General features: G+C 43.1%; 24 protein-coding genes. 20 read left to right on the forward strand and 4 right to left on the reverse strand.

Going from position 1 to position 26,367, the window contains the following annotated elements; genetic code table 11:
• Nucleotides 1–4: 4 nt before the first annotated feature.
• From gmd to FQV26_RS04795, 12 genes are all read left to right on the forward strand, one after another.
• On the forward strand, nt 5–1,069 hold the full coding sequence (gmd, locus tag FQV26_RS04740) for a GDP-mannose 4,6-dehydratase (protein ID WP_146556213.1): 1,065 nt from the start codon (nt 5–7) through the stop codon (nt 1,067–1,069).
• A gap of 41 nt (nt 1,070–1,110) precedes the next feature.
• The gene (locus tag FQV26_RS04745; protein WP_261384315.1) at nt 1,111–2,079 is read left to right on the forward strand and encodes a glycosyltransferase family 2 protein; all 969 of its coding nucleotides are present in this window, start codon (nt 1,111–1,113) and stop codon (nt 2,077–2,079) included.
• A gap of 68 nt (nt 2,080–2,147) precedes the next feature.
• The gene (locus FQV26_RS04750) at nt 2,148–3,524 is read left to right on the forward strand and encodes a hypothetical protein (RefSeq protein WP_146556215.1); all 1,377 of its coding nucleotides are present in this window, start codon (nt 2,148–2,150) and stop codon (nt 3,522–3,524) included.
• A gap of 84 nt (nt 3,525–3,608) precedes the next feature.
• Entirely contained in the window at nt 3,609–4,718 is a 1,110-nt protein-coding gene (locus FQV26_RS04755; RefSeq protein ID WP_146556216.1) for a glycosyltransferase family 4 protein, read from the forward strand.
• 49 nt (nt 4,719–4,767) lie between these two features.
• Nucleotides 4,768–6,057: a glycosyltransferase family 4 protein gene (locus tag FQV26_RS04760; protein WP_146556217.1), complete on the forward strand. Its 1,290-nt coding sequence runs from the start codon at nt 4,768–4,770 to the stop codon at nt 6,055–6,057.
• A gap of 491 nt (nt 6,058–6,548) precedes the next feature.
• The gene (locus FQV26_RS04765; RefSeq protein ID WP_146556218.1) at nt 6,549–7,934 is read left to right on the forward strand and encodes a sugar phosphate nucleotidyltransferase; all 1,386 of its coding nucleotides are present in this window, start codon (nt 6,549–6,551) and stop codon (nt 7,932–7,934) included.
• Nucleotides 7,935–7,994: 60 nt separating this feature from the next.
• Nucleotides 7,995–8,948, forward strand: a complete 954-nt coding sequence (gene manA / locus FQV26_RS04770; RefSeq protein ID WP_146556219.1) for a mannose-6-phosphate isomerase, class I — start codon at nt 7,995–7,997, stop codon at nt 8,946–8,948.
• A 272-nt stretch (nt 8,949–9,220) separates the two neighbouring features.
• Complete coding sequence (gene galU, locus FQV26_RS04775) at nt 9,221–10,111, forward strand: UTP--glucose-1-phosphate uridylyltransferase GalU (RefSeq protein WP_146556220.1); 891 nt, start codon at nt 9,221–9,223, stop codon at nt 10,109–10,111.
• A gap of 15 nt (nt 10,112–10,126) precedes the next feature.
• A complete protein-coding gene (locus tag FQV26_RS04780) occupies nt 10,127–11,452 on the forward strand; it encodes a UDP-glucose dehydrogenase family protein (protein ID WP_146556221.1) in 1,326 nt (441 codons plus the stop codon).
• A 19-nt stretch (nt 11,453–11,471) separates the two neighbouring features.
• Nucleotides 11,472–12,185, forward strand: coding sequence for a sugar transferase (locus FQV26_RS04785; protein ID WP_146556222.1), 714 nt, complete (start codon nt 11,472–11,474; stop codon nt 12,183–12,185).
• Between the two features lie 253 nt (nt 12,186–12,438).
• Nucleotides 12,439–13,164 (forward strand): YveK family protein, encoded by a 726-nt coding sequence (locus FQV26_RS04790; protein ID WP_146556223.1) that lies wholly within the window; start codon nt 12,439–12,441, stop codon nt 13,162–13,164.
• A 4-nt stretch (nt 13,165–13,168) separates the two neighbouring features.
• Nucleotides 13,169–13,876 (forward strand): CpsD/CapB family tyrosine-protein kinase, encoded by a 708-nt coding sequence (locus FQV26_RS04795; RefSeq protein ID WP_146556224.1) that lies wholly within the window; start codon nt 13,169–13,171, stop codon nt 13,874–13,876.
• 54 nt (nt 13,877–13,930) lie between these two features.
• On the opposite strand, the gene FQV26_RS04800 is transcribed toward FQV26_RS04795, so the two are convergent.
• From FQV26_RS04800 to FQV26_RS04810, 3 genes are all read right to left on the reverse strand, one after another.
• Complete coding sequence (locus tag FQV26_RS04800) at nt 13,931–14,377, reverse strand: GDYXXLXY domain-containing protein (RefSeq protein ID WP_146556225.1); 447 nt, start codon at nt 14,375–14,377, stop codon at nt 13,931–13,933.
• Nucleotides 14,374–15,549, reverse strand: coding sequence for a DUF2157 domain-containing protein (locus FQV26_RS04805; protein WP_146556226.1), 1,176 nt, complete (start codon nt 15,547–15,549; stop codon nt 14,374–14,376). The genes FQV26_RS04800 and FQV26_RS04805 overlap by 4 nt, the downstream gene beginning before the upstream one ends.
• 123 nt (nt 15,550–15,672) lie before the next feature.
• The gene (locus tag FQV26_RS04810; RefSeq protein WP_146556227.1) at nt 15,673–17,208 is read right to left on the reverse strand and encodes a glucosyltransferase domain-containing protein; all 1,536 of its coding nucleotides are present in this window, start codon (nt 17,206–17,208) and stop codon (nt 15,673–15,675) included.
• 183 nt (nt 17,209–17,391) lie between these two features.
• On the opposite strand from FQV26_RS04810, the gene FQV26_RS04815 reads away from it, so the two are divergent.
• The 3 genes from FQV26_RS04815 (at nt 17,392) to FQV26_RS04825 (ending at nt 19,893) form a co-directional block, all read left to right on the forward strand.
• Complete coding sequence (locus FQV26_RS04815; protein ID WP_146556228.1) at nt 17,392–18,375, forward strand: glycosyltransferase; 984 nt, start codon at nt 17,392–17,394, stop codon at nt 18,373–18,375.
• A 242-nt stretch (nt 18,376–18,617) separates the two neighbouring features.
• The gene (locus FQV26_RS04820; protein ID WP_146556229.1) at nt 18,618–19,262 is read left to right on the forward strand and encodes a flavin reductase family protein; all 645 of its coding nucleotides are present in this window, start codon (nt 18,618–18,620) and stop codon (nt 19,260–19,262) included.
• Nucleotides 19,263–19,347: 85 nt separating this feature from the next.
• Nucleotides 19,348–19,893, forward strand: a complete 546-nt coding sequence (locus tag FQV26_RS04825) for a GNAT family N-acetyltransferase (protein ID WP_186759625.1) — start codon at nt 19,348–19,350, stop codon at nt 19,891–19,893.
• A gap of 93 nt (nt 19,894–19,986) precedes the next feature.
• Here FQV26_RS04825 and FQV26_RS04830 read toward each other — a convergent pair whose 3' ends face one another.
• A complete protein-coding gene (locus FQV26_RS04830; protein ID WP_146556231.1) occupies nt 19,987–20,697 on the reverse strand; it encodes an MBL fold metallo-hydrolase in 711 nt (236 codons plus the stop codon).
• A 402-nt stretch (nt 20,698–21,099) separates the two neighbouring features.
• Between FQV26_RS04830 and FQV26_RS04835 the strand changes: the two genes are divergently transcribed.
• The 5 genes from FQV26_RS04835 to FQV26_RS04855 all read left to right on the forward strand — a co-directional run bounded on the left by FQV26_RS04835 (nt 21,100) and on the right by FQV26_RS04855 (nt 26,342).
• Nucleotides 21,100–21,279, forward strand: coding sequence for a YciI family protein (locus FQV26_RS04835; RefSeq protein WP_397430469.1), 180 nt, complete (start codon nt 21,100–21,102; stop codon nt 21,277–21,279).
• Between the two features lie 51 nt (nt 21,280–21,330).
• Nucleotides 21,331–21,876 carry a glycerol-3-phosphate responsive antiterminator gene (locus tag FQV26_RS04840; RefSeq protein WP_146556232.1) on the forward strand — a complete coding sequence of 182 codons (546 nt, stop codon included), beginning with the start codon at nt 21,331–21,333 and terminating at the stop codon, nt 21,874–21,876.
• A 171-nt stretch (nt 21,877–22,047) separates the two neighbouring features.
• A complete protein-coding gene (locus FQV26_RS04845; RefSeq protein ID WP_261384263.1) occupies nt 22,048–22,890 on the forward strand; it encodes an MIP/aquaporin family protein in 843 nt (280 codons plus the stop codon).
• A 34-nt stretch (nt 22,891–22,924) separates the two neighbouring features.
• A complete protein-coding gene (gene glpK / locus FQV26_RS04850; RefSeq protein ID WP_146557764.1) occupies nt 22,925–24,412 on the forward strand; it encodes a glycerol kinase GlpK in 1,488 nt (495 codons plus the stop codon).
• A gap of 253 nt (nt 24,413–24,665) precedes the next feature.
• Nucleotides 24,666–26,342 carry a glycerol-3-phosphate dehydrogenase/oxidase gene (locus FQV26_RS04855; RefSeq protein ID WP_146556234.1) on the forward strand — a complete coding sequence of 559 codons (1,677 nt, stop codon included), beginning with the start codon at nt 24,666–24,668 and terminating at the stop codon, nt 26,340–26,342.
• Nucleotides 26,343–26,367: the final 25 nt, after the last annotated feature.

The raw sequence follows: 26,367 nt of genomic DNA on the forward strand, positions 1-26,367 counted from the left end.
GATTATGAAAAAGGCATTGATTACAGGAGTTAACGGACAAGATGGTTCGTTTTTATCGGATTTCTTATTGGAGAAAGGCTATGAAGTTCATGGCATCATTCGCAGAAGCTCGAGCTTCAATACGAGCCGGATTGAGCATCTCTATATTGAAGAGTTGAAATCGAGTGAGAATTTTTATATCCATTATGGAGATATGACAGATACCTCTAACATTATCCGGCTGATCAATGAAATCAAACCGGATGAAATTTACAACCTGGCAGCCATGTCACATGTAAAGGTGTCATTCGAGACGCCTGAATATACGGCAGATGTGGATGGCGTCGGAACTTTACGCATTTTGGAAGCGGTCCGTATTTTGGGATTGGAGAAAAAGACACGCATCTATCAGGCTTCTACATCGGAACTTTATGGCAAGGTGCAAGAGGTTCCGCAAAGAGAAACCACGCCTTTTTATCCGCGCTCCCCTTATGGTGTAGCAAAACTATACGGCTACTGGATCACGAAAAACTATCGTGAATCTTATGATATGTTTGCAGTTAATGGCATTCTTTTCAATCACGAATCAGAGCGCCGCGGAGAAACATTCGTCACGCGCAAAATCACAATGGCGGTCGCACGGATTGCCAATGGAAAACAGGACAAGCTATTATTGGGCAACCTCGATGCTAAACGAGACTGGGGCTATGCCAAAGATTATGTGGAGTGCATGTGGTTGATCCTTCAACATGAAACACCAGAGGATTTTGTGATCGCCACAGGGGAAATGCATACAGTCCGCGAATTTGCTACATTGGCCTTCAAACATGCTGGAATCGAAGTAGAGTGGCAGGGAGAAGGAATTGACGAGAAAGGCATCAACGCGAAAACGGGCGAGGTCGTCGTTGAAGTGAATCCGGAATTTTTCCGTTTAGCGGAAGTCGAACAGTTATTGGGTGATCCTTCAAAAGCGAAAAAACTGCTCGGGTGGAATCCGACTTCTACATCGTTTGAAGAACTCGTGGAGATTATGGTTGCCCATGATTGCAATTTATTGAAGGAAGAAAGAAGCGCCATAACTGAGTACTGATCAAAGCGGGTTCCTTATCGGGTGGGGGGGAAAATCTATTGGTGACCTTAAATGATAAAGTCAGTGTCATTATTCCGACGTATAATCGTTCGGAATTGCTGAAAAAGGCGGTGAAAAGCCTGAAAAACCAAAGTCATCAGAATTTCGAGATCATCATCATTGATGATTTTTCGACGGATGATACGGCTCAGGTCGTGGAAGAGATGGATGATGAGCGAATCATCTATCTCAAGCACGACATCAATAAAGGTGGATCGGAAGCCAGAAATACTGGAATCAGAAGAGCCACAGGGGATTTTATCGGTTTTTTGGATTCGGATGACCAATGGCTTCCGGATAAACTGGAAAAGCAGCTCAAGCAATTTGAAGGAAAGCCGGATGTTGGCGTGATCTATACGGGGGTACAAGTAATTAACGAAAACAATCAGCCTACACGTAAAATTGTCCCGGAATACAAAGGGGAAATTTTGTCTAAGTTGTTCGAGTCCAATTGTATCGATACAACTTCATCGGTATTGGTAAAAAAGGAAGTATTGGATCAAGTGCAAGGTTTTGATGCCAGTTTGCCGAGCTGCCAAGATTGGGATCTGTACATACGATTGGCGCAGGTGACCAAATTCGATTTTGTCAAAGAAAGCATGGTGTTGTTTTATCACCACAGCGGTGAACGCATCACCACTAATAAAAAGTCGGTTCTCAATGGTCATTTAAGTATTTTTGAAAAATACAAAGAATTAGCCAGGAAACAGCGGAAGTCAACTTTTCACCGTTTTATTTTAACCATTTGGAAAGTAATTTTTCGAACCGGAATTATCGCACAAAACAAAGAAACGATTCGGCTATCCAGAGAAGTATTAGCTGAAGGTTTCAAGGATAACCGGATATCATTTAAGTTTATGTTCTATTACTTATCTACTTTTCTTCATTTGAGGATCTTGTCCTATCTTTATACACAGTCCAAGAAAAACAACAAAAAGTCCCACCTATTATCCGCGGCTACGCCTTCCTGAAAAGTGGGCTCGGGACAGGCTGGCATTTGGCTGTCGGAGAAGGAAATCATAAATAAAGGAATGAGACGATGGAAAAGCATATTGAAGCCGATGATCGATTTGAAAGAATCCTGTTTATCATCGTCAATTTACTAACTGGGATTTCAGTGATCTATTACCTGCTTCGTGCAGGGCAGGTTTTCAATGCCAATGATCCATGGAACCTATTCATTTTAATTATTTTTTCCTTTAAATTCATTATGGACATATACATCTTTAAAATTGGATTTGCCACTTTTTCGCTGGTACTGCTGTTTCTGCCGATCGTCAGTATTTTAGGTTTTGGCCCGATTGGGGAGGTGCAGCCATTATTCAATGATCGAACCCACCTAATTGAAAAGCATTTTTATACCCTAGCTTTCGGCGCCTTGTTTTTCTACTATATCTGGTCGGTTCTGCTTTGGTTAACGAATAAAACTTACCGGAATTACGATGCCAAGATGCTGGCGCTTTATTCAGGAACGGTCAAAAGCTTATTGGCCACCTGGATTTTCAGTGCGTTAGCCATAGTTTCTTCCATCATCTATCTACCGGATCTGCCAGGAAAAGCCTACCATGACATGTCGCCGAGCCTGCTTCCGGGAAATGCCTGGAACTCGGTTGTCGTCATATCTTATTTCTTTGTTTTGATGGGCGTCAAAGGCAGTGCTATTCGGAAATTTGCGCTTCTGTTTGTGCCATTTTGGCTGTTATCCCACTATGCCCGAGTCGATATTTTAGGGCTGCTGCTGATTTTGTATCTTCTTTTGACAGTTACAAAAAAAGCTGGTGTCATAAAATCGAAATTCTCATTTAAAAAAGCAGCATTAATTGCCGGGGGATTATTGGTCTTTTCTTATCTGGGGTTGGTCAGGCATTCCGGTCTGGTATTTGATATGGAAGCCATTCTGGATTCCGTGTCGATTCTGATCAATTATCCAACTGTACAAGACCTTGTTTATTCAACAGCTGCTGCGATTGAAGTGACTCATACTTACACCAACTATTACACGCTGATCGATTATATTCCGCAGCTGATTCCTTCTTTCTTTGGCATCGAAGCCCAAAGTCCGCAGGCGGCCCATCTGGTCGCTTCACTCATCCATACGAATTATGGTTTGTTTGTCTATGGAGAATACTATTTAAATTTTGAAATCATCGGCCTGATTATGGCTCCTTTTATGACTTATGCGGTTATTTTCGTGCCTGCGCTGCTATTGAAGAAGGTCTTTGGTAATTTTGGAATGGCTCTGGGCTATTATTGGATCGTCCTGACCATTGCCAGGGTATTCTGGTACGGCTATATCTATTATATTAAGCCGTTGGTTATCATTATGCCGATTTTCATCATCATGTACCTCATCATTGCGTCATTTGAAAAAGAATTAATGGACAAGCCGGCATTAAAAACCACTGATCCGCATTAACAAGGATTGGTTCACATATGGGGTTCGCTGCTTGCTTGAGAAGTTCAGAGCGAGTTGATGTCAAATTATGAGAGGTGATTCAGTGTGACTGGAAGAAAAAAGGGGAATTTGATTTTTGTCGGGCCCTTGCCGCCTCCTATACTCGGAGAGAGCATCGCTCTTCAATCTTTGTATAAAGCCGAGAAACTTCACGAGCATTATCATGTGAAAAAAATTAACTTGAGTCGGAAGGATTTTGAACATCCTGGGGCTCTATCTTTTGATAAACTGCTGACGGATTCCTTTGCAATTCTTTATTCAGCGTATCTGTCGCTTTTCATGAAGAAGCCTATTTTGTATATTTCCATTTCCCAGACGAAGATGGGGTTGCTCCGGGATTGTATGATGATTCAGGCGTGCAAGATACTGGGGCGGGGCAAAGTGGTGACGCATTTGCACGGAAATAACTTAGGAGGGACTATTGACTCGACTTCTGGAATTGTACGTAAATTCATTGTCAATTCATTGAAGAAGATTGATGTCGGAATTGTGTTAGGAGGGAAGTTGACGCCTAATTACCGAGGATACGTCAATCGGGTGGAAGTAGTATCCAATGGCATACCTGCAGACTTCATTCTCAAAGATGAAGTTGGCCAAGGCAAGAAAAAGGGACCTATCTCTCTTTTGTATTTAAGCAATCTGATGTTTGAAAAAGGCTATGTGGAACTGATCAAGGCAACGACTGCTTTAGTGAAAGAAGGGCATAATCTACGTCTGGACCTGGTTGGAGGCATCCAAAACCAAAACGAATTCCAAGAAGTAAAGCGCTATATTGAAACAAACGAAATGGAGCAGCGCATCCAATATCATGGCCTGAAGCAAGGAGAAGAGAAAAAGCGCTTTTTCCTTGAATCGGATATGATGGCCCTGCCGACCAAATACAAGGTCGAAGGCCAGCCAATGTCCATTATTGAAGGAATGGCGGCAGGTCTGCCGATCATTTCTTCAGATCGTGGAATTATCGCGGAATTAATCAAAGATTGCGGTGTTATCATCGAACCGACTGTTGAAGGGGTCAAAGCCGCCATTAAAGATTTAGTGACTGATGATGCAGAACGCATGCGCCTCGGAAGGATGAGTCGGGATACATTTGAAGAGTTTTATACCGAAGACAAGTACACAGATTCTTTGATTGCCATTTTCGACGAACTTTAAATGGAGACTGCACATATTGCTGTGTATTCACTAGGAAAGGAAGGCTCACATGCTACGCAAAAAAAAGATCACTTTTGTTATCAATTACTTTTATCCCGACCTTGCAGCGACCAGCCAATTGATGACGGAACTTACTGGTCGCCTTCAAAATGAATTCGACATTACGGTCATTGCAGCACAGCCCGGATATGCAGGAGAAAATCACGGCAGTAAGAAACTTTTCGAAGAGGGCTATTTGGAGAGCATTAAAGTGGTGCGGATCAAATTGCCTGAAGTGGATAAAAACTCTAAGGTCAGTCGGATAAAGTATATCTCATCTTATTTTTTATTGGCCAATATCGCTTTGCTTAAGGAAAAAGGAACGGATGTCATTTTTACCATCTCGCAGCCTCCGGTATTGGGCGGACTGATCGGAACCATCGGCAAACTGCTGAAGCGTTCACGTCATATTTACAGCGTCCATGACTTTAATCCTGAGCAGGCAGCCGCAGTAGCTTATACGAATAATCAAGCTGTTTTTAAGATTGCCAAAGCTGTTGATAAACTGAATTGCAGTTATGCAGATCAGGTATTATTGGTTGGTGAAGATATGGCTGAAACCTTAAAGGGACGTTTTGAAGGCAAAACTGTACCGAGCCATACCGTTATCAGCAATTGGACAGATGAGAATGCTATCGTGCCGCTTGAAAAAGATGAGCCGGCTATACAGGAGTTTCTGAAAGCGCATGGCTTACAGGACAAATTCATTGTCATGTATTCTGGGAATCTTGGACTATATTATGATCTTGAAAACCTGATTCAAGTGTCGAAACAATTCGTGGATCAGCCTGATATTGTCTTCCTGTTCATTGGGGAGGGCGCCGTCAAGCAGCGGATTCAGGAATACGCAGATAAAAATAATCTTGAGAATGTCATGTTCCTGCCGTACCAGCCAAAAGAGTTTCTTAAGTATTCTCTAAATGCGGCAGATGTCCATTTGGTCGTTAATCAGAAAGGCATAAAGGGTGTATCTGTACCGAGTAAAATTTATGGCGTTATGGCCGCTGGTAAGCCGGTTCTAGGGGTCCTCGAACAGGGCAGCGAAGTGCAGCGCCTTATTTTTGAAAGTGGAGCAGGTGTTGTCATTGAGCCTCAGAATTATCAAGGAGTCGTCCATGCAATTAATTACCTGAAGAGCTTGGATCCGGAAGAACTTAGAGAAATGGGGCTGAAAGGTCGCGTTTATCTAGAAGAAAATCTGACAAGGGATACATCCATCAATAAGTATCGCCATGTTCTCCAGTCGGTAGCGGGTGCACCTGAGCTGAAGACTTCTTATCAGGTTGAGAGCCGTCCCTGAATGAATGGATATGTATGTTGAAGGACATAGCATGCAGTGTCTCGCGAAGTTGATAGCCTGCCGGTCTGATCCACTGGCTGTAATTCAAAAAAAATAGTTGGGTACTTCCCCTTTTTCTGGAATCTTCTGGTTCCAGAAAAAGGGGTTTTTTTACAGCAAAATTTTCTCTTTGTACTATAAATGACTTAAATTTCTAAAAAATTAGAAAAATAAAATAACTTTTACCACTTGATTTAACAAGGCACGGGATATAAAATAGGTAAATATATCTGATATTTCTAATTAATTAGAAAATAATATTGAATTATTAGGTATTTATATATATAATACGAGTAGACCTTTTTAGAAAAGTGTGAAAATTTGATTATTTAGTTTTTATAGGGGATATAAAATACCTATAAGAGAATGAAGGGTTTATTCCATTTCCAAATTTAGTGAGTATAACGGATTATCAACCAATTGTAAGTGCAGGTGGAGAAGGAGGACGTAATATGAGATTAGTATTGTTGTCAGGTGGATCGGGGAAACGTTTATGGCCGCTTTCAAATGATGCGAGATCAAAACAGTTCCTTAAAGTGCTAAGTGACGAGGATGGCAATAAAGTTTCAATGGTTCAACGGGTTTGGAAGCAAATCGAAGAAACGGGTATGGCTGAGAATTCTATCATTGCCACCAGCAGCTCTCAGGTAGATATGATCAAAACCCAGTTAGGCCAGGATGTACATGTGGTCACTGAACCGGAAAGAAGAGATACTTTCCCGGCGATTGCACTGGCTGCGGTCTATCTGTATTCTGTCCAGAAATGCGGGCTGGATGAAGTGGTCGGAATGCTGCCGGTAGATCCTTATGTTGAAAACCGATTTTTCGGACGTGTCCAGGATTTGGAGAAAGCATTGCTTGCTTCAGGTGCAGATTTAGCTTTGATGGGTGTTAAACCAACTTATCCTTCTGCAAAATATGGCTATATCATTCCGGATGACAAATCGGACGATTCCTATTTGACAGTCGATTACTTTAAAGAAAAGCCGACAGAACAGCAGGCGGAAGAATTGATTGAAAAAAATGCCTTGTGGAATTGTGGTGTTTTCGCGTTTAAATTGGGCTTTATTATCGATTTGCTGAAAGAAAGGGGAATGCCGATTGAATATTCTCAGCTGCTCAGAAATTACCATCGCTTGCCTAAGAACAGTTTTGATTATGAAGTAGTCGAACGTGCAAAACATATCGTTTCATTGCCATATGATGGCTATTGGAAGGATCTGGGCACCTGGAATACGCTGACGGATGAAATGGCGGTTCAAATAACAGGCAAAGGGATTATCGGCAAAGGGGTTGAAAATTCCCATATCGTCAACGAACTTGATATCCCTATTACTTTGCTCGGGTTGGATAATGTGGTAGTGGCGGCGAGTCCGGACGGAATTTTAGTGACGGACAAAGATGCCAGCACGAAGGTGAAGGAATATGTTGAAGGCTTCAATAGCCGGCCGATGTATGAAGAACGCCGTTGGGGCTGGTACCGGGTACTGGAGTATACGAAGTATACGGAAGGCAATGAAGTTTTAATCAAACGGCTAGGCATAAACGCTGGAAAAAACCTTAGCTATCAGATGCATTACAAGCGCAGTGAGGTATGGACGATTGTCAAAGGCGAAGGGATATTCGTTTTTAATGATCAGTTAAGCCATGTCAGAACAGGAGATGTCATCCATATCCCGTTGGGAGCTAAACACACGCTGAAAGCAACAACCAATATGGAAATTATCGAAGTTCAAACTGGCAGTGAACTGATCGAAGAAGACATTTTCCGCACTTCAAATGAATGGGAAGAAATTGAAGCAATCTGCAAAGTTAAATTAACTGCTCGCCACGGTTAACGGCGGGGAAAACAATGTAATCGTAAGTTGCTTGTCATTTCCATGGTAGGAGGAGAGCTTATGTACAAGGAACCTGTTTTTTTAAAGCCGGTTTTTCAAGAACGAATATGGGGCGGAGGTAAGCTTCAGGAATTATTCAATTATGATATTCCTTCTCAGACCACGGGTGAAGCGTGGGTCATATCCGCACATGAAAATGGACCATCCATTGTCATGAATGGCGAACTGCAGGGGAAGAGCTTAGTGGATGTTTGGCGAAATTACCCTCAGTTATTCGGTTTTGAAACAACTGACAGCGACTTTCCGTTGTTGGTGAAAATCCTTGACGCCAACGACCAGTTATCTGTTCAGGTGCATCCGGATGATCATTATGCAAAAGAGCTTGCCCAAAAGCCGTATGGCAAAACGGAATGCTGGTATATTCTGGATTGTGAAGAAAATGCTGAAATTATTATTGGACATCAAGCGCAGTCGCGGGAAGAATTCCAGCAGCTGGTGACCAAAGGGGAATGGCAAAAACTGTTCCAGAGCATTAAAGTGAAAAAAGGTGATTTTGTATACGTACCAAGCGGTACTTTGCATTCCATTGGCAAAGGCATTGTGATTTTGGAGACGCAGCAAAGTTCCGATATTACATTTCGTCTTTACGATTATGACCGTGTTGATCCCAAAGGCAAAAAGCGTGAATTGCATTTGGAAGAAGCGATGGCAGTAATGACCTGTCCGCATCAGCAAGTTATACAAGACAACCTGAAACAGCAGTTGAATAACCTGGAGTCGACACGGCTGATAGAAGGTGAATACTTCACCGTTTATCATTGGATACTTGGTGGGAAAGTAGAAGTTCCTTTGACGACTGGATTCTTGTTAGTCAGCGTCATCAATGGATCGGGTCAGATTGTGACTGAGGAAAGTGTATCCACTGTTAAAAAAGGTGATAATTTTATCGTGCCAGCAACCATCGGAGAGTATTTTATTGATGGAAATCTGGAAATGATTGTTTCTCATACCTAAATATGATTTAAATTATCAGAATATTAGAATATATAAAAACGGTTATTTCGTTCTTTTGAATAGGGTATTATTGGGTATTTGTAACTATTAAACCCTTTTTATTCAAAAATTCTCAATAGTTAAACTATATTTTGAGGACTATCGATGTTACAATGGGACAATATTTGGAGATTAGGTTACAAAAGAACCTGTTTTATGAAATTAAATAGGTTTGTCCCCGTATAAAAGATAGGAACCAATAACCCGAAAACTTAAAAGGGTGGGTGGATTTTATGGGAAAAAAAGTAACCAAGGCAATTATTCCAGCAGCTGGGTTGGGGACTCGGTTTCTGCCGGTAACAAAAGCTATGCCAAAAGAGATGCTGCCGATCGTAGACAAACCGACAATTCAATACATCGTTGAAGAAGCAATCGCTTCGGGCATCGAAGACATCATCATTGTTACCGGAAAAGGAAAGCGTGCGATTGAAGATCATTTCGATAAGAATTTTGAGCTCGAAGACAATCTGTTCAAAAAGGGCAAGTTTGAACTTCTTGAAAAAGTCCAGCAAACCTCTAATGTGGAAATCCATTATATCCGCCAAAAAGAGCCAAAGGGTTTAGGACATGCAGTCTGGAGCGCACGCAAGTTTATTGGAAATGAACCTTTTGCAGTGCTCTTAGGGGATGATATTGTGAGAGCCGAAAAACCGTGCTTAAAGCAATTGATTGACCAGTACGACAAAATGCAATCATCCATTATTGGTGTTCAGCAGGTTCCTGACTATGAAACGCACAGATACGGCATTATTGATCCGAGTGCAGTTGATGGACGCTGTTACCAAGTCAGCAATTTTGTAGAAAAACCTAAACCAGGAACAGCTCCTTCAAATCTTGCGATTATGGGACGTTATATTCTGGATCCTGATATCTTCGATTTTCTGGGTACGCAGAGTGCCGGAGCTGGTGGGGAAATTCAATTGACAGATGCTATTCAAAAACTTAACGAAGTAAAGAGCGTCTACGCTTACGACTTTGAAGGCAAACGCTACGATGTGGGTGAAATGCTCGGCTTCCTGCGGACAACCATTGAATTCGCTTTGGACAGCCCGGAGTTTGGTAAAGATGTAGAAGGCATCATCAAAGAATTAATGGCTGAAAAATCAGCTGCACCATTATTTTAGTTTGGGGGCTTCCGTATGAATATAGCGGTAATCGGAACTGGATACGTCGGATTAGTAACGGGTGTGAGTTTGTCTGAAATTGGCCATCAAGTAATTTGTATAGATGTCAACGAGGATAAGGTAGCAAAAATGAAGCAAGGAATCTCTCCAATCTATGAACCTGGCCTCAGTGAACTAATGACAAAGAATATCAAAGAACAGCGCTTGAATTTCACTACTATCCATCAAGAAGGGCTCCGGCGGGCAGATGTAATTTATATTGCTGTTGGAACTCCGGAAAACAAAAATGGTTCTGCTGATTTGTCCTTTATTTCACAAGCGGCACAGGATATTGCTGAAAATGTCGAACGCGATGTCATTGTTGTTACGAAAAGTACGGTTCCTGTCGGAACGAATGCGATGATTAAAGAAATCATCCAAGCTCATTTAATAAATGATCTACAGATTGAAGTCGTCTCAAATCCTGAATTTTTAAAAGAAGGTTCTGCCATTCATGACTCGTTCCATGGTGACCGGATTGTCATTGGGGCAGACAGCGAGCATGCATTCAGCATAATTGAAAAGATCAACGAACCATTCGGAGTTCCTATTTTTAAGACGGACATCAAAAGTGCTGAAATGATCAAGTATGCGTCGAATGCATTTTTAGCGACAAAAATCAGCTTCATCAACGAAATTTCCAATATATGCGAGCTATTGGGTGCAAATATAGAAAACGTATCTACGGGAATGGGTCTGGATCAGCGAATTGGCAGCCAGTTCCTGAAAGCGGGAATCGGCTATGGAGGATCTTGTTTTCCAAAAGATACAAAAGCCTTGATACAAATTGCGGGGAATGTCCAATATGAGTTTGAGTTGCTGAAAGGCGTAGTAAATGTCAATAAAAAGCAGCAAGGGATACTGATCAGCAAATTGAACGACTGTCTCCCAGAAATTGCCGGTAAAAAAATTGCTGTATTGGGTCTTGCTTTCAAACCCAATACAGACGATATGCGGGAATCGGCATCTATCCTGATTACCGAAGAATTGGTTAAGCAGGGGGCAGAAGTCATTGCATATGATCCGATTGCAATGAACAATGCAAAATCGATTCTGAATCCGCTGGTTCAATATGCTGAATCAATTGAAGAAACAATTGAAAACAGTGATGCTGCTCTCATATTGACTGATTGGGATGAATTCAAGAATATTGAGCTGACAATGTTCAGCAAGATGAAAAAGCCACTCGTTATCGATGGAAGAAATTGTTTTGCAGTAGAGTCCATGGAGAACAATGGAATCGAATATCATTCGATCGGCCGACCTCCTGCAGTCAAGGTGATTGAAGCAGCACCCATCTGATTAATAACGGGAATTAAAGATGAAAGTGGTGATTCAAATGTCAGTGTCCGCTCCTGAAAAAGAAAAAATGAACGTAAATACAAGGTACAGTGAAATGGTGTTCGAAAGTGTGAAGACAAATACCAGCAATGGCTATTTGTATACGAAACGCTTTTTGGACATTGCCGGTTCATTAGTGGGTTTAATTGCGTTGGTCCCCTTGTTATTAATAGTCAGCCTGTTGATAAAATTAGAAGATCCTCAAGGACCGATATTTTTTAAACAGAAAAGAGTTGGCAAAAACGGCAAGACTTTCGATATGTACAAGTTCCGCTCCATGGTCTGTAATGCAGAAGATTTGAAAGCCTCTTTGCTACAGCAAAATGAAGCATCAGGTCCAGTATTCAAGATCAAAAGCGATCCGAGAATTACAAAAATCGGAAAATTCATCAGAAAAACGAGCATTGATGAATTGCCTCAGCTGGTCAATGTATTGAATGGCGATATGAGTATCGTTGGTCCGAGACCTGCATTGCCTGACGAAGTAGCTCAATACACAAATTACGAAAAACAGCGCATTAGTGTAACTCCGGGATTGACTTGTTTTTGGCAAGTTAACGGAAGAAGCAATATCAGCTTTCAGGAGTGGGTCGAAATGGACTTAGATTACATCCGCAATCGAAATACGATGATGGATATAAAATTGATTTTCAAGACGATTCTCGTACTGTTTGGTTCGAAAGACGCGTATTGACGGAAAGCAGAGCATTTCTAATTTGATTAGGTGCTGCTCAAGCATTCATTGGCTGGGACACGGATAATCGGCGCACGGTGCTTACATAAGTTGATCGCCGATGACAACGGGCCTTAAGAAAATCTGGGACATCAATCATTCGAATTGATGTCCCATAGCTCAGTAGATGAGCGAATAGGATTCGGGTATCTTATGTCCAGAGCTGCCGCTCAATAAAATATATGCATATCCAATAGGAAGGAGGGGTGGCGAAATGATAGAAACCATCAGCCTGCGTGAAATATATGGAATTTTAAAGAATCGGATTCGTTTGATTCTGGCTATAACCATCATGTTCATGATCATCACGGCATTAATATCGTATTACCTGATTACCCCAACTTATCAAACGTCTACTCAACTCCTGATCAGCCAACAACAGAATGAAGCAGGGCTGGACACTCAAAGTATCGAAACTGATTTGCAATTGGTCGCTACATACAGTGAAATCATTCAAAGCCCGGTCATACTTGAGCAAGTAATCAGCCAACTAGGGTTGGAAATGTCCTACGAAGAGTTACAGAACAAAATTTCCATTGAAATTGCCGAGAGTTCTCAACTTCTGACGGTTGTGGTGGAGGACGAAGACCTTGCCGCAGCAGTTGAAATTGCGAATCGAACAGCTGAAGTTTTTGAAGCGGAAATCATGGAATTGATGAATGTCGATAATGTTTCGATTTTATCACCGGCTGTTGCCATGGAGACTCAAACACCGGTATCGCCAAATCCTCCACTGAATATTTTACTGGGTGCAATTGTCGGTCTAGGGGTTGGAGCAGCCACCGCATTGATTCTGCGTTATTTGGATACAACCCTGAGAGCTGAAAAGGATATTCAGGATGTTTTGGGGATTCCAGTGCTTGGAGCTATTTCGCCTATGAATGAAGAAGAAGACATTCCGGCAAATGAGCCGATTGCCTTTAAACGCAGGGAGGCATGAATGAATGGTTAAAAAGAAGAACAAACCCGAAGTGAAAAATAGAAAACTGATAGCATTCACAAACCCGAAATCTCGGGTGTCAGAACAGTTCAGAACCTTGCGGACGAATATACATTTCACTTCTCCTGATGGAGATATTCGGTCGCTGGTCGTTACTTCCGCTTCTCATTCAGAAGGCAAATCAACAACGGCTTCCAATTTAGCGATTGTTTTTGCGCAGGAAGGGAAACGTGTCTTGTTCATCGATGCCGATATGAGAAAACCAACCATGCATAACACGTTTAAAATCAGCAATGCGCGAGGGCTATCAAATGTATTAGCCCGTCAAATTGCGTTAAAAGTAGCGATTCAATCAGCTGAAATTGAAAATCTCGATCTTTTGCCATGCGGTCCTATTCCGCCGAATCCTGCAGAATTGTTAAGCTCTCACAATATGGATCTTCTTTTTGAACAGGCATTGGATGCATATGATTTGCTGATTTTCGATACCCCTCCGGTCCTTTCTGTAACAGATGGTGTGATTTTAGCAAATCGGTGTGAAGGCACGATTTTAGTAGTGAATTCCGGAAAGACAGAAAAAGAACATGCGATTAGAGCGAAAGAAGCGATTACCGCTTCAACAAAAAGCCGTTTGCTTGGAGCGGTGCTCAATAATGTCAAAGTTCAAAAAGATGATGCGTATACAGATTATTATGGTACGGAAGGACAATAGGAGATGGAATAGAAAAAAGTTCAATCAGGCAGCTGATTGAACTTTTTTATTGGCTTATTCTGAACGTTCCTGCAAGTTGATCGGCCGAATGGTTCCCCAGCTTGAAACATCGATGGTTACCTGCAGATCACGTGCTGATTCGAGCAAGGGTCCTTGTCCTTGCTCTACATAAAATTGCTCCAATTGAGGAGCTGTGACGCTGCCGCCATAAATGGAACCTTCAATGGCCCCAAAAAATGGTTCGTTTTCTATCCGGTCAATAACTGCATATCCGTCGTCAGCTTCTTTTAGAGTAAAGTAAACGGAGCTGTCATCTGTAATGGAGTTCGACTTCAAATCGGGATATTGCAGCAAGACATATTCTCCGTAAAACGGATCAAAAGGGTCAAAAGGTTCAGCTCGTAAAATGTATTGTTCGCCAAACCAAGATGCTGCGTAATAGCTCATTAGCAGAATTACGACAACTGCAGTTTGGACGATTGGGAAAAGCCATGTTTTCATAACTTCGCACCTTCTTTCCTGCGGTTAATCCACCAGGCCATAGCTGACAGCAGGAACAGAAGCAATGCACCAATCAGGAAGAAGAGCGACATATCGAGCCGTTCCCATGCATAAATAATATAGATGACGAATTGAACAATGATAAAGTAGACAAAGCCCAGTCCTAAAGGTTCGTTCTGACGCTGTGCTAAAATCAAGTAGGCTAACCCTGCCAATTCGGCAACTACCGCCAGACCGATAGCCGTTTCCTCGTAAAGCAGCAAACCAATTGCTCCGGGCACTGCCACCCAGGTGATGGAGCGGAATTTGAAAAAGCTAAGTGCGAATATGCCAATGCCTGCGAATGCCAGAGCAATGGCTTCTGCCATATGGCTTTCATCAATTATGCTAATGAAGGTTTGTCCGCGAACCGCTAAATATACTACTAGCAACATGCCTGCTGCTATCAAATAAAGCGGCCGGATGGTTCGCTGTTTATTTTCCGGAACGATCAGTAGGAGGAGGACAAGCGCGAACAAGGTCCAGATTGGCCATAGCGAACTGTCATAGTCCACTAGCCCCCATAGCATGAATCCCGAAGCGAATAGCAGGATCCAACTAAAGGCCACAGGTGCAAAACTTTTACTGAAGTAGAACCAGGCTGCAGTAATGATTACAAAGATCCCCCATTCCGTCCATCCGATATCAGGCAGGAACGAAATCAAGACGGCTCCACCGAAGAGAAAAGCGATGACCGAATAAATGAGGTTTCGCCAGTAAAAGTAATGAGCTAGCGATGCCAGGAACATAGCCCAAGGCAAAAGAGAGTTTGCCAAAGGGAAATGGAAAGTCTGCGCAGCTGTCAATAAAGTCGCGCCGAACATCGCAAGACCGATAACCCTGAAAAGAAGCGGATGGCCAACTGCTTTCTTCTGTGAGAAATGAGCAATGCTGTAAAAGAGCCACATCAAGCCGAGCATCAGCAGCACTTTTGCCAAGTCGGGTATAGCCTGCCAATTGGCTGCGATAAAGCTGAAAACAGCCAGCGAAAAGAAAATCAATCCGACTATCAGAAGCAAGGGCAGCTTCCTCGGAGTAGGCTGACGCTTTTCAAAAGCTAGGATTCGTTCGGCTGTTTCTGAATCCATTAATCCAGCTTCTTGCCATTGTCTCAGTTTTTGGTCGGTGTTCATCGCTACGCCTCCTTCTGCTATTTCCTCCATTATATCCGGAATTTGCCAAATGATATAGACAAAATTACATATAGAAAAAGAACAAGCCAAACAGCGGAAAATAGATCCGTGTTTGGCTTGTTCTTATTTTTGGAGTTTCACTACGACCACATCATCGATGACCCGAACAGAATCTTTCGAAGGCCAAGCCTCCATTTCCGCAAACCATTCTGAGGCTGCGATTTCTTGGCGCTCAGGCTCAGAAATAAATTGGTAATTAACACCAAAATGATCTTTCATCATCGCGCTGTAATGGTAAGGAAGCGGTATAATACTATCACCTAAAGGACCGGTCATTCTCGGGATATTCTCAGGAATGACTCTTGTGCTCAAAGATGAACCCAGTTGAACACGGCCGATTAATGCCAGTTTCGATTCGGAGGTGACACCTTCGGTTTGTTCAACTCTGCTGATCAGACGGTTAACGAATGCTGTTGATTTTTCATACTTTAGCTCCATATTCAAATACGAAATATTAGAAATGATGGAGAAGTTGAAAGCTACCACAAATACAATTACAACTGAAGTCCATGAAAATGCTTTGGCAGCAAAGTTTGGTTTGGTGAGATGCTCGTAGAAAAGAACCGGCAGCATGTAAAAGCTGACCAGAGCCATCACCATCAGCATATGGTAAACAACATCGGATGAAACAAAGTATAAAATATAAGCAGATAGAGGCATTAGCAATAGCAATGCAATGGCAATCACTGTCATTGGAATATTGGTGAAGATGTGATTCTGAATCGTCAACAGAATAAAACCAACGGCAATAAGCAGGAATATGGCGACATTTAACCATTCAAACAAATTAATCGGTGAGTCTGTGATGAATCCCCGGAAAAAGAAGAGCGTGAAGGAATCAAAGACTTGCTCAAAGCGATCGAAGATGGAACCACTGCTGTCACCCACTGAATCCAAGCCTTGATAGCTTGAAATATTGCCCGCAAAAAAGCTGGTGTATAGTTTGAAGTTGATGGCGTATAAAGCCATTCCAATTATGCCTAACCCGAAAAAGCGAAGCGTATAGCTTTTTAATTGCTGGAAAGTAATCTTTCTGCCTACAATTTCAGTGACCAAAAAGATGATCATCAATGTTGACAGGAATGGTAAGTTAGCTTGATAGACTCCAACTCCTAAGTAGAAAATGACAGAACCCGGAACAAATCCGTATTTATAGGTTTTGGTGATAAGCAAGGCAAGCACTGTCAGCAAGGAGCCGAGCATATAGCCATCTGCAGTGAACATATAAGAAAAAGTTGAAGCGATAGTAGGGAACGTGATGATCAATCCGCTGATTGCAACAATCGAAAAGATCTTTTTCAATTGGAACAGTTCAGTCAGAATCACAGCCGTCAAAGCCAGATAAAGAATAGACAAAGTTCCATTAATCCATGGCAAGTCAAAATAGGAGCTTATTCCGCTGAATGGAGACAGGAAGAAGCGGCCGAGATTGCCTTTCAGCTGTGGACTGTGCATGTTTACAAGACTGTCGTGATTGGGAAGGATGTTTGTGAAAACAAACATATGGCATAAGAAACCGATAATGGCGGCCGATAGAAAAGCAGTTTTCCATTGTGGCTTGATTGCTAGTTTCCATTTCAGTAAAAATTGTTCAGGCATTTTCAATTTGCTCCTCGTATACGTTAGTAATCTCAGTAGTATTTGGCTGATAAATTCCATTTCTAATAATAACAAACTTTGTTTTGGAAAAATAGGGCGTTTCTTTAGTCTCTATGAGCTGAGCGGCTGGATATGCTATAATTCTCGTTAATCAGAACTAAATGAACGGAAGGTGAAACATGAATGAAGTTAATAACAATCCTCATTCCTGCTTATAACGAAGAGGAAGTTTTAGAAACCTTGCTAGAGCGTTTGCTGCTGGTAACGACACAAATATCAAATTACAAATTCGAGTTTCTGTTTGTCAATGATGGCAGCAGGGACCGGACACTCGACATGTTGAAGGATATGGCTAAACTTCATCCACAGATTGCCTACATTAATCTATCCCGAAATTTTGGGAAAGAAGTTGCAATGCTGGCAGGTATTGACCATGTCAATGGAGATGCGGTCATCATCATCGATGCAGACCTGCAGGACCCGCCGGAAATGATTCCCGAAATGATTTCATACTGGGAACAGGGATATGACGACGTGTTCGCGAAACGCAACAGCCGTGCCGGGGAAACCTGGTTTAAAAAATGGTCCTCCAATTCGTATTACAATATTTTGGACAAGGTTTCCAATATTCCGATCCAAAACAATACAGGGGACTTCCGTCTATTGGACCGAAAATGCATCGAAGCATTAAAAAAAATCCGTGAATCCCAGCGTTACACCAAAGGGATGTTCAGCTGGATCGGTTTTAATAAGAAAGAAATTTTGTTTGACCGGGATCCGCGAGCAGCAGGAACAACAAAATGGAATTATCCGAAGTTGGTGAATCTGGCAATTGACGGCATCACGTCTTCTACCGTTTTACCGCTCAGAATATCCTCTTTTCTTGGTATTCTCGTATCAATTTTTGCCTTGATGTATATGTTGTTCCTTTTCTTCCGGACATTGATTTTCAACGATTCGATTCCAGGTTATCCGTCCATGATGTCCGTTATTTTGTTTCTGGGAGGCGTCCAATTGATTTCTTTGGGAATCATTGGTGAATATTTGGGCAAAATCTTTATTGAAACAAAAGGGCGGCCAGTTTACCTGATCCAGGAATACTATTCCAACTATCGCCAATACGAATCGCAGCAACTTGAAGAAGAAAAAGTCTATTTGAAAAAGTAAAGTATAATCCTGTCAATTCAAGCGAAAAGCTTGTGTTGACGGGATTTTTTGTTGGGTATTTCATAAAGATAAAGGGAAAAGAAGGGGCGGCAGCGAATTAATGAAAGATATCATAAATGAAAATTATCTTAGAGATTCGAAAACCGAATTATTGTCTGGAAAGCTGATTTATAATCGGTCGGAAAGGGAAAAGAGGAAGAGGGAAGTCTTTAGGGCTGACCATTTGAAGGGTGGCTGAACAAATGATTATTGATCCGTTGAACATGACAGCAAAACAAAACTATAAACTATTGATAGGCAGTGTCGTGCCGCGGCCGATCGCTTGGGTGTCGACCATGTCCTCGGATGGGATAGCAAATCTGGCACCTTTCAGTTTTTTTACGGTCGTGTCACGTAATCCACCGATGCTGGCGTTTTCTGTTGGAGAAGGTGTAGAGGGGCGTGCGGGTACTGTCAAAGACACGCTTCAAAATATCCGGGAAAACAAAGAGTTTGTCATCAATATCGTATCTGCGACACTGGCCAATGAAATGGCGAAAAGCGGCGAACATGTACCCCGTGAAATCGATGAATTCGACTATGCGAATTTGACTGCAGCAGAATCGATTGAAGTTTCTGTGCCGCGTGTTCTGGAAGCGCCCGTCAATATGGAATGCAAATTGCACGATATCATTCAACTGGGTGACGACCATCTCATTATCGGCAAATTGGTAAAGTTCCACGTTAAAGACGAACTTTATCAAAACGGCCGAATCAATCTAGAAAAGCTGGCGCCTATTGGCCGTTTGGCCGGAAATTATGCGCCGGTGGAAACTATTTTTTCATTGCCGATTGACCATTTGGATGAAATTTTGAAATCTCCTGTGGATAAAACGGAAAAACCGTAATCTATTGCTGATGCCGCCTTGGTTTATTCATTTGAATAACGGAGAGCGGCTTTTATTTTATAAAATAGAAGGAAGGGGTGTTTTGATGGACTTGGATATAGAAAAAGTCAGCTTTCGTCGATTACGGCGTGAACATTTGCCGCAGCTCTATGAGTGGATTACAAAAGAGCCGCCTGCCACCCGGTTTTGGGGCTATAGGCAAGGTTCTACGTATGGCCAGTTTGCCCAGGAATTTACGGATAGCATTAAAGGCAAAGATCCCGTAAAGCCCTATATCATTTTTTATGAAGAAACATCGATTGGTTACATCCAGACTTACCACTGGAGCGATTATCCCGGCTGCGAAAAATATGAGGAACTGCAAAAAGCTGCTGGGCTGGATGTGTTGATAGGTGCCAAAAACTTTCGCAATAAAGGGCTTGGTTCGCGTGTTCTCTGCAAATTCCTGAAAGAAATCATTTTTAAGGATTCAAAAACCCAATTTTGTGTTACCGATCCGGATGTCCGCAATACAGTGGCGATCCGTGCTTATGAAAAAACGGGCTTCCGCAAGACGCGGCAGGTCGATGAAATTTTAGATGAGCCACGTCCGGTCATGCTAATGCGTGTTGGCCGTAAAGAAGTGAAATAAGAAAACCGTTTGCCCAGAGAAATCTGCTGGGTAAACGGTTTTTTTCTCCTGTTTGAATAGTGGATGGGCACTTATCAGGGAAAAGGACATTTTTTATTGACGCAGGTTTTTTTCACTTTCCGCTATGGCCAAGTCGATTGCATCCATCGGTTTGTCAATCATCTGTCCATGACCGACTGCCAGCAGCTGAGGATTCAGTTCGCGGATTTTCCGCGCGCTTTCTAGAGCCGTCTGTTTGTCCCAAGTCGCGAAGGCGGGAAATGGAAACAAGACTTTGAACGTTCCGGAAACTGCGATGCCGCCCCGCGTCTGGAAGGCGTCTCCCGCAATGAGAAACCGGTTGCGTGTGTTGAATAACGAAATAGAACCGGGAGTGTGTCCAGGTGTATTCACTACTTTCAAGGAGCCTACATGATCATTTTCTTCCAACAAACGGTCTGGCTGTGTCTTAATATTTTTGGGAACTCCGCCTTTAATCGCTGAATCGGGTTCGCCGGGAAGCAGGCTGGTGTCGCCCGCTAACAGCCGGGCGTCGCGCGATGACATACTGACAACGGCATCCGGCCATTCGCGTTTAATAGCATCCAACGCTCCGATGTGGTCACTATGGGCATGTGTGATGATGATTTGAGTTAAAGGCTTCTTCATGACTCGGATGGACAATAAAATCTGTTTTGCATTAAAGCCAAGGGCAGCATCGACCAATGTCAATTCCGTTTCCTCGTCAATCACATAGCAGTTTACCGGGAAAAATCGGGGCATGAACGTCAATTGATAGACAGGTCCTTTTTTCGTCATCTGCACAGCCAATCAGCTCCTTATGGATGATGTTTTGTAAGTCACTTCCAGTTTACTCTGTTTATAAAGGTTGGAAAAGGTGTTTCGCAAGTAAATGAAGGCAAATGGACAGTATTTATTCCTTAACGGACAGTATTTCGTCAGTTTGGACAGTATTCTAGTGAAATCGGACAATATGTCCAAATAAATGGTAAAAATTCTGCCGATAAGACAAAAATGTGGAAGGTTCGCGCTCAATTCATCAAAAGGAAATTTTGTATATTCATTTTTTATTGCCATGCAAAGACTTTTTATAACCAGCTCTTTATAATAAAACATAGGGGCTTTAACATGAAATATTTTGCAGTATCATTGCCGATGAAAGATGCTGACAAGAGCCAGAAATTTCGCCCTTAGCATCTGGAGTTTTTGAAAAATATGGGGAAGAATGAACAAGTTGCAGCCAATGGCAAGTTTACAGATGGTTCCAGAGGGTTGGTCATTTACAGAGTCGAATCAGTTGAAGCTTGTGAAGCATTGGTTAAAGAAGACCTATATGTGGCAAAAGGCGCCAGGCGATGCGAAATCTTTGAATGGGAATCAGTTTGAGCGGATAATGTTACATTAAGAATGAAGGAGATTATTTGAGGAGGAAATCCGGTGCATGAGTTACAAGGCGTCTTGCCTGTTTTGCGCAATATGAAAGAATTTGAACGCTTGCTCAATAGCGATCACGAATACATTATTTTTTTAGAAATCCGATTGGCTCAGCTGAAGCAATTGGTGACGGTTGCGAAAAAAGCTAAGAAAAAAGTGATCCTGCATGTGGATTTGATTCAGGGACTGAAGACGGATGCTTATGGATTCGAGTATTTGGTCAGGGAAGTCAAACCCGATGGCATCGTTTCAACACGCAGCAATGTCATCGCTTTGGCAAAGAAAAATCATTTGCTGACGATACAGCGCCTATTTTTGCTTGATAGTCAGGCTCTTGAGCATAATATTAAGCTGATTAATCAAGTAACGCCGGATTATATCGAAATTTTGCCGGGAATTATTCCTTCGGTCATTAAAGAAGTATTCGACAAGACTGGCATCCCGGTAATTGCAGGTGGATTGATTCGCACGAAAGAAGATATTCAACTGGCTTACGACGGCGGGGCAAAAGCGATTTCAACATCTCAGCCTGAACTTTGGGAAATATAAAATGTTGACAGCGTTTTCATAAACTGGTAACTTAGTATTTACAAGTTAAGAACTGTGTTGGAGAAATGGAGACCCACACTGAAATGAGCGCTTCTTTAGGAGAAGTGGCTCGGTTCAGCGTGGGTCTTTTTGCGTTTTCTGAAAAATGGTTCTTAACCGAATAGCAAAGAGGTGCAAACAATGACGGAATTTTTAGCGGAACTAATCGGCACGATGATTTTAATCATTTTTGGAGCCGGCGTAGTTGCAGGAGTAGTGTTAAAGGATTCAAAAGCAGAAAACAGCGGCTGGATCGTCGTTACGATTGCATGGGGATTAGCTGTGACGATGGGGGTTTATGCAGTAGGCAGTTTTTCAGGAGCTCACTTGAATCCGGCAGTTACACTCGGATTTGCTGCAGTAGGAGATTTTCCTTGGGCTAAAGTGCCGGTTTACATCACCGCGCAAATTCTTGGGGCCATCATCGGTGCAGCAATTGTCTTCTTCAATTACCTGCCGCATTGGGAGCGCACCAAGGAATCAGAAACGAAGCTTGCTGTATTCGCAACAATTCCTGCGATCCGCAGACCTTTCTCCAATTTGGTCAGTGAGATTATTGGAACTGCGGTATTGGTTATGGGTCTCTTGTTTATCGGAGCCAACGAATTTACAGAAGGCTTGAATCCATTGATAGTCGGTGCGTTGATTATCGCAATTGGGATGTCGCTTGGCGGCACAACAGGCTATGCCATCAACCCGGCTCGCGACCTCGGCCCCCGCATTGCACATGCATTGCTGCCAATTCCCGGCAAAGGCAGTTCAGACTGGTCTTACGCCTGGGTGCCGATTGTCGGACCTATTTTTGGCGGTGTATACGGAGCCGTATTTTATAAAGCATTGTTCACAGGTGCTTACGGGTTGCCGTTCTGGATCATGAGTGTCGCCTTGTTCCTGGTTTTATTCGGTGCTGCAAGTGTAGAATTAAGAAAAGAGCGGACAACCGCTGATAAATTAGAAGAAAAAATCGTTTCATAACCCATTGGAGGAGATTGTTTTGAGCAAAGATTATATGTTATCCATAGACCAGGGCACAACCAGTTCACGTGCCGTATTATTGAACCATAAAGGTGAAATCGTCGAAACCGGGCAGCAGGAGTTTCAGCAATTCTTCCCGAAACCGGGCTGGGTAGAGCACGATGCCAATGAAATCTGGACCTCGGTGCTGGCTTGTATCGCTGAAGTGCTGCGGAAATCGGATATCGACCCAAGCCAGATTGCCGGCATCGGCATTACCAACCAGCGTGAAACAACAGTCGTTTGGGATCGCAACACAGGCAAGCCGATCTACAAAGCCATCGTTTGGCAGTCGCGTCAGACAGACGGCATTTGCAATGACTTGAAAGAGCAGGGATTGAATGAATTATTCCGCAAGAAAACAGGTCTACTGATCGATGCTTATTTCTCTGGAACGAAAGTAAAATGGATTCTTGATAATGTCGAAGGCGCCCGCGAAAAAGCGGACAATGGCGATTTGATGTTTGGAACGGTTGATTCGTGGCTTGTTTATAAATTGTCAGGCGGTAAAACACACATTACCGATTACAGCAACGCGTCCCGTACCTTGATGTACAATATTTATGATTTGGAATGGGATCAGGAATTGTTGGATATCCTGACAGTGCCGAAAAGCATGCTGCCTGAAGTACGCCAGTCATCCGAAGTATATGCCAACACCATCGATTATCATTTCTTCGGCCACGAAGTGCCGATTGCCGGAATTGCCGGTGACCAGCAAGCTGCATTATTCGGCCAGGCTTGTTTTGAAAAAGGCATGGCGAAGAACACATATGGTACAGGCTGCTTCATGTTGATGAACACGGGTGAAGAAGGCGTTGTATCAGAGCACGGCCTATTGACGACATTGGCATGGGGCGTTGACGGCAAAGTCGAATATGCGCTTGAAGGCAGTATCTTTGTCGCCGGTTCAGCTATTCAATGGCTGCGTGACGGATTGCAGATCATTGAAAATGCACCGGAAAGTGAAGACTACGCGATGCAAGTTGAATCTACAGAAGGCGTCTATATGGTTCCGGCTTTTGTTGGTCTTGGAACGCCATACTGGGATACCGATGCACGCGGTGCTGTCTTCGGTCTGACACGCGGCACGACAAAAGCTCATTTCATCCGCGCGACACTTGAGGCGCTCGCATACCAGACAAAAGACGTCGTAGATGTTATGATAGAAGATGCAGGGATCGAATTGAAGACCTTGCGCGTTGATGGCGGAGCAGTCGGCAATGATTTGCTGATGCAGTTCCAAAGCGACATTCTGGATGTTCCCGTAGAACGTCCGGTGATTCAGGAAACGACAGCACTTGGCGCAGCTTATTTAGCAGGTCTCGCAGTCGGATTCTGGAAAGACAAAGAAGAGATCGCCAAGCAATGGCAGATTGACAAGACCTTTACACGCGACATGCCTAATGAAAAAAGCGAAGAGCTTTACGAAGGCTGGAAAAACGCGGTAGCGGCAACACGTTCATTTAAACCAGTGAAATAACCTACAAGTTAATAACGAGAGATAAACGGCCGGAGACAATGAGAGACCAAGCCAGTTTTGCAGAATAAATTCTGCAGCTGTGCCTTGTTCTCTCTTTTTATATGGAAAAATGCGATACAGGTGGATCAGAAAAGTCTTGAAAGAAGAATGGTGTGAATTTTTACAAGACAGGGAAGTAGAGTGGAAGCGCTGCATGCTTCAAAAAGTATTTACGTATTCTCTAATTCATACAGAAAAAGGAGCAAATCAACTTATGAAATTTTCAAGTTTAAACAGAAACGAACGATATGAACAAATGAAACAGACTCAACTGGATGTCCTTGTTATTGGAGGCGGCATTACAGGGGCGGGCATTGCACTTGACGCAGCCGTGCGCGGCATGGATGTAGCTGTTGTGGAAATGCAGGATTTTGCAGCAGGTACGAGCAGCCGTTCAACTAAATTGGTTCACGGCGGCTTGCGCTACCTAAAGCAATTTGAAATTAAAATGGTCGCCGAAGTCGGCAAGGAACGCGAAATCGTTTATGAAAATGGACCGCACGTAACGACTCCGGAATGGATGCTTCTGCCGTTTTATAAAGGCGGAACGTTCGGACCGTTAAGTACGAATGTCGGTCTTCGCGTCTATGACTTTTTGGCAGGCGTTAAAAAAGGCGAGCGCCGCAAAATGTTAAGCAAGGAAGAAACATTGCGCCGCGAACCGCTATTGAAGAAAAAAGACATCAAAGGCGGCGGCTATTACGTGGAATACAAAACCGACGATGCCCGCCTGACGATGGAAGTTATGAAAAAAGCCGTTGAAAAAGGCGCTTTGGCGATGAACTACGCAAAAGTGAAAGGTTTTATTTACGACAATGGCAAAACGGTCGGCATTCAAGTGGAAGACCAAATTGATGGCAAGATCAACGAACTGTATGCAAAAAAAATCGTCAATGCAGCAGGACCATGGGTTGATACATTGCGCGACAAAGACCATTCGAAATTCGGCAAGACGCTTCAGCTGACAAAAGGCATTCACTTAGTCTTTGACGGCCTCCGCTTCCCGTTAAAACAGGCAATTTATTTCGATATGCCGGACCGCCGGATGGCATTTGCCATTCCGCGCGAAGGCAAAGTCTATGTAGGCACGACGGACACGGTATACAAGCAGGACATCGCACATCCTACGATGACACTGGAGGACCGCAACTATGTCTTGAAAGCAGTTGACTTCATGTTCCCTGAAGTAGCCATCACAGAGGCGGATATCGAATCCAGCTGGGCCGGCTTGCGTCCGCTGATCCACGAAGAAGGCAAAGATCCATCCGAGATTTCACGGAAAGATGAAATCTTTGTATCGGATTCCGGTTTGATTTCGATTGCGGGCGGCAAATTGACTGGCTACCGCAAGATGGGTGAACACATTACCGATCTGGTAGCAGAGCAATTGAAAAAAGAAGAAGGCGTCACCTACCCGAAAAGTTCGACGAAGCGTTTGCCGATTTCCGGCGGCGAAGTGGGCGGGTCGAAAGGCTTTGAAACGTTCATGGCCGACCGCATCCATCAAGCTAAAGGCTTGGGGTTGACACCTGACATCATGCGGATGCTTGTCAACCGCTATGGGGCAAATGTGGACAAAGTTCTTCACTTCTATACAACCGGATTAGAAGAAGCGGCGCGTGCTGGGCTTAATCAATTGGTCTACGCGATGCTGCGCTATTCGATGGAATATGAAGCGTCCTATAAACCGATTGATTTCTTTATTCGCCGTACCGGTGCCCTATACTTTGATATTCACTGGGTACATGCCCATAAAGAAGCGGTCATCGCATACCTGGGCAGCGTGCTTGGGTGGACTGGCGAACAGGCAGCAGCTTACCGCGCTGAATTGGATGGGTTGCTGTATGAAGCAAAACATCCGGTTGAAGTTTCTTCTCAAAGCTCAAACTAATTTAAATCAATCCCATCTTCACTCA

Source organism: Planococcus sp. CPCC 101016 (assembly GCF_007859295.1).
Classification (GTDB): domain Bacteria; phylum Bacillota; class Bacilli; order Bacillales_A; family Planococcaceae; genus Planococcus.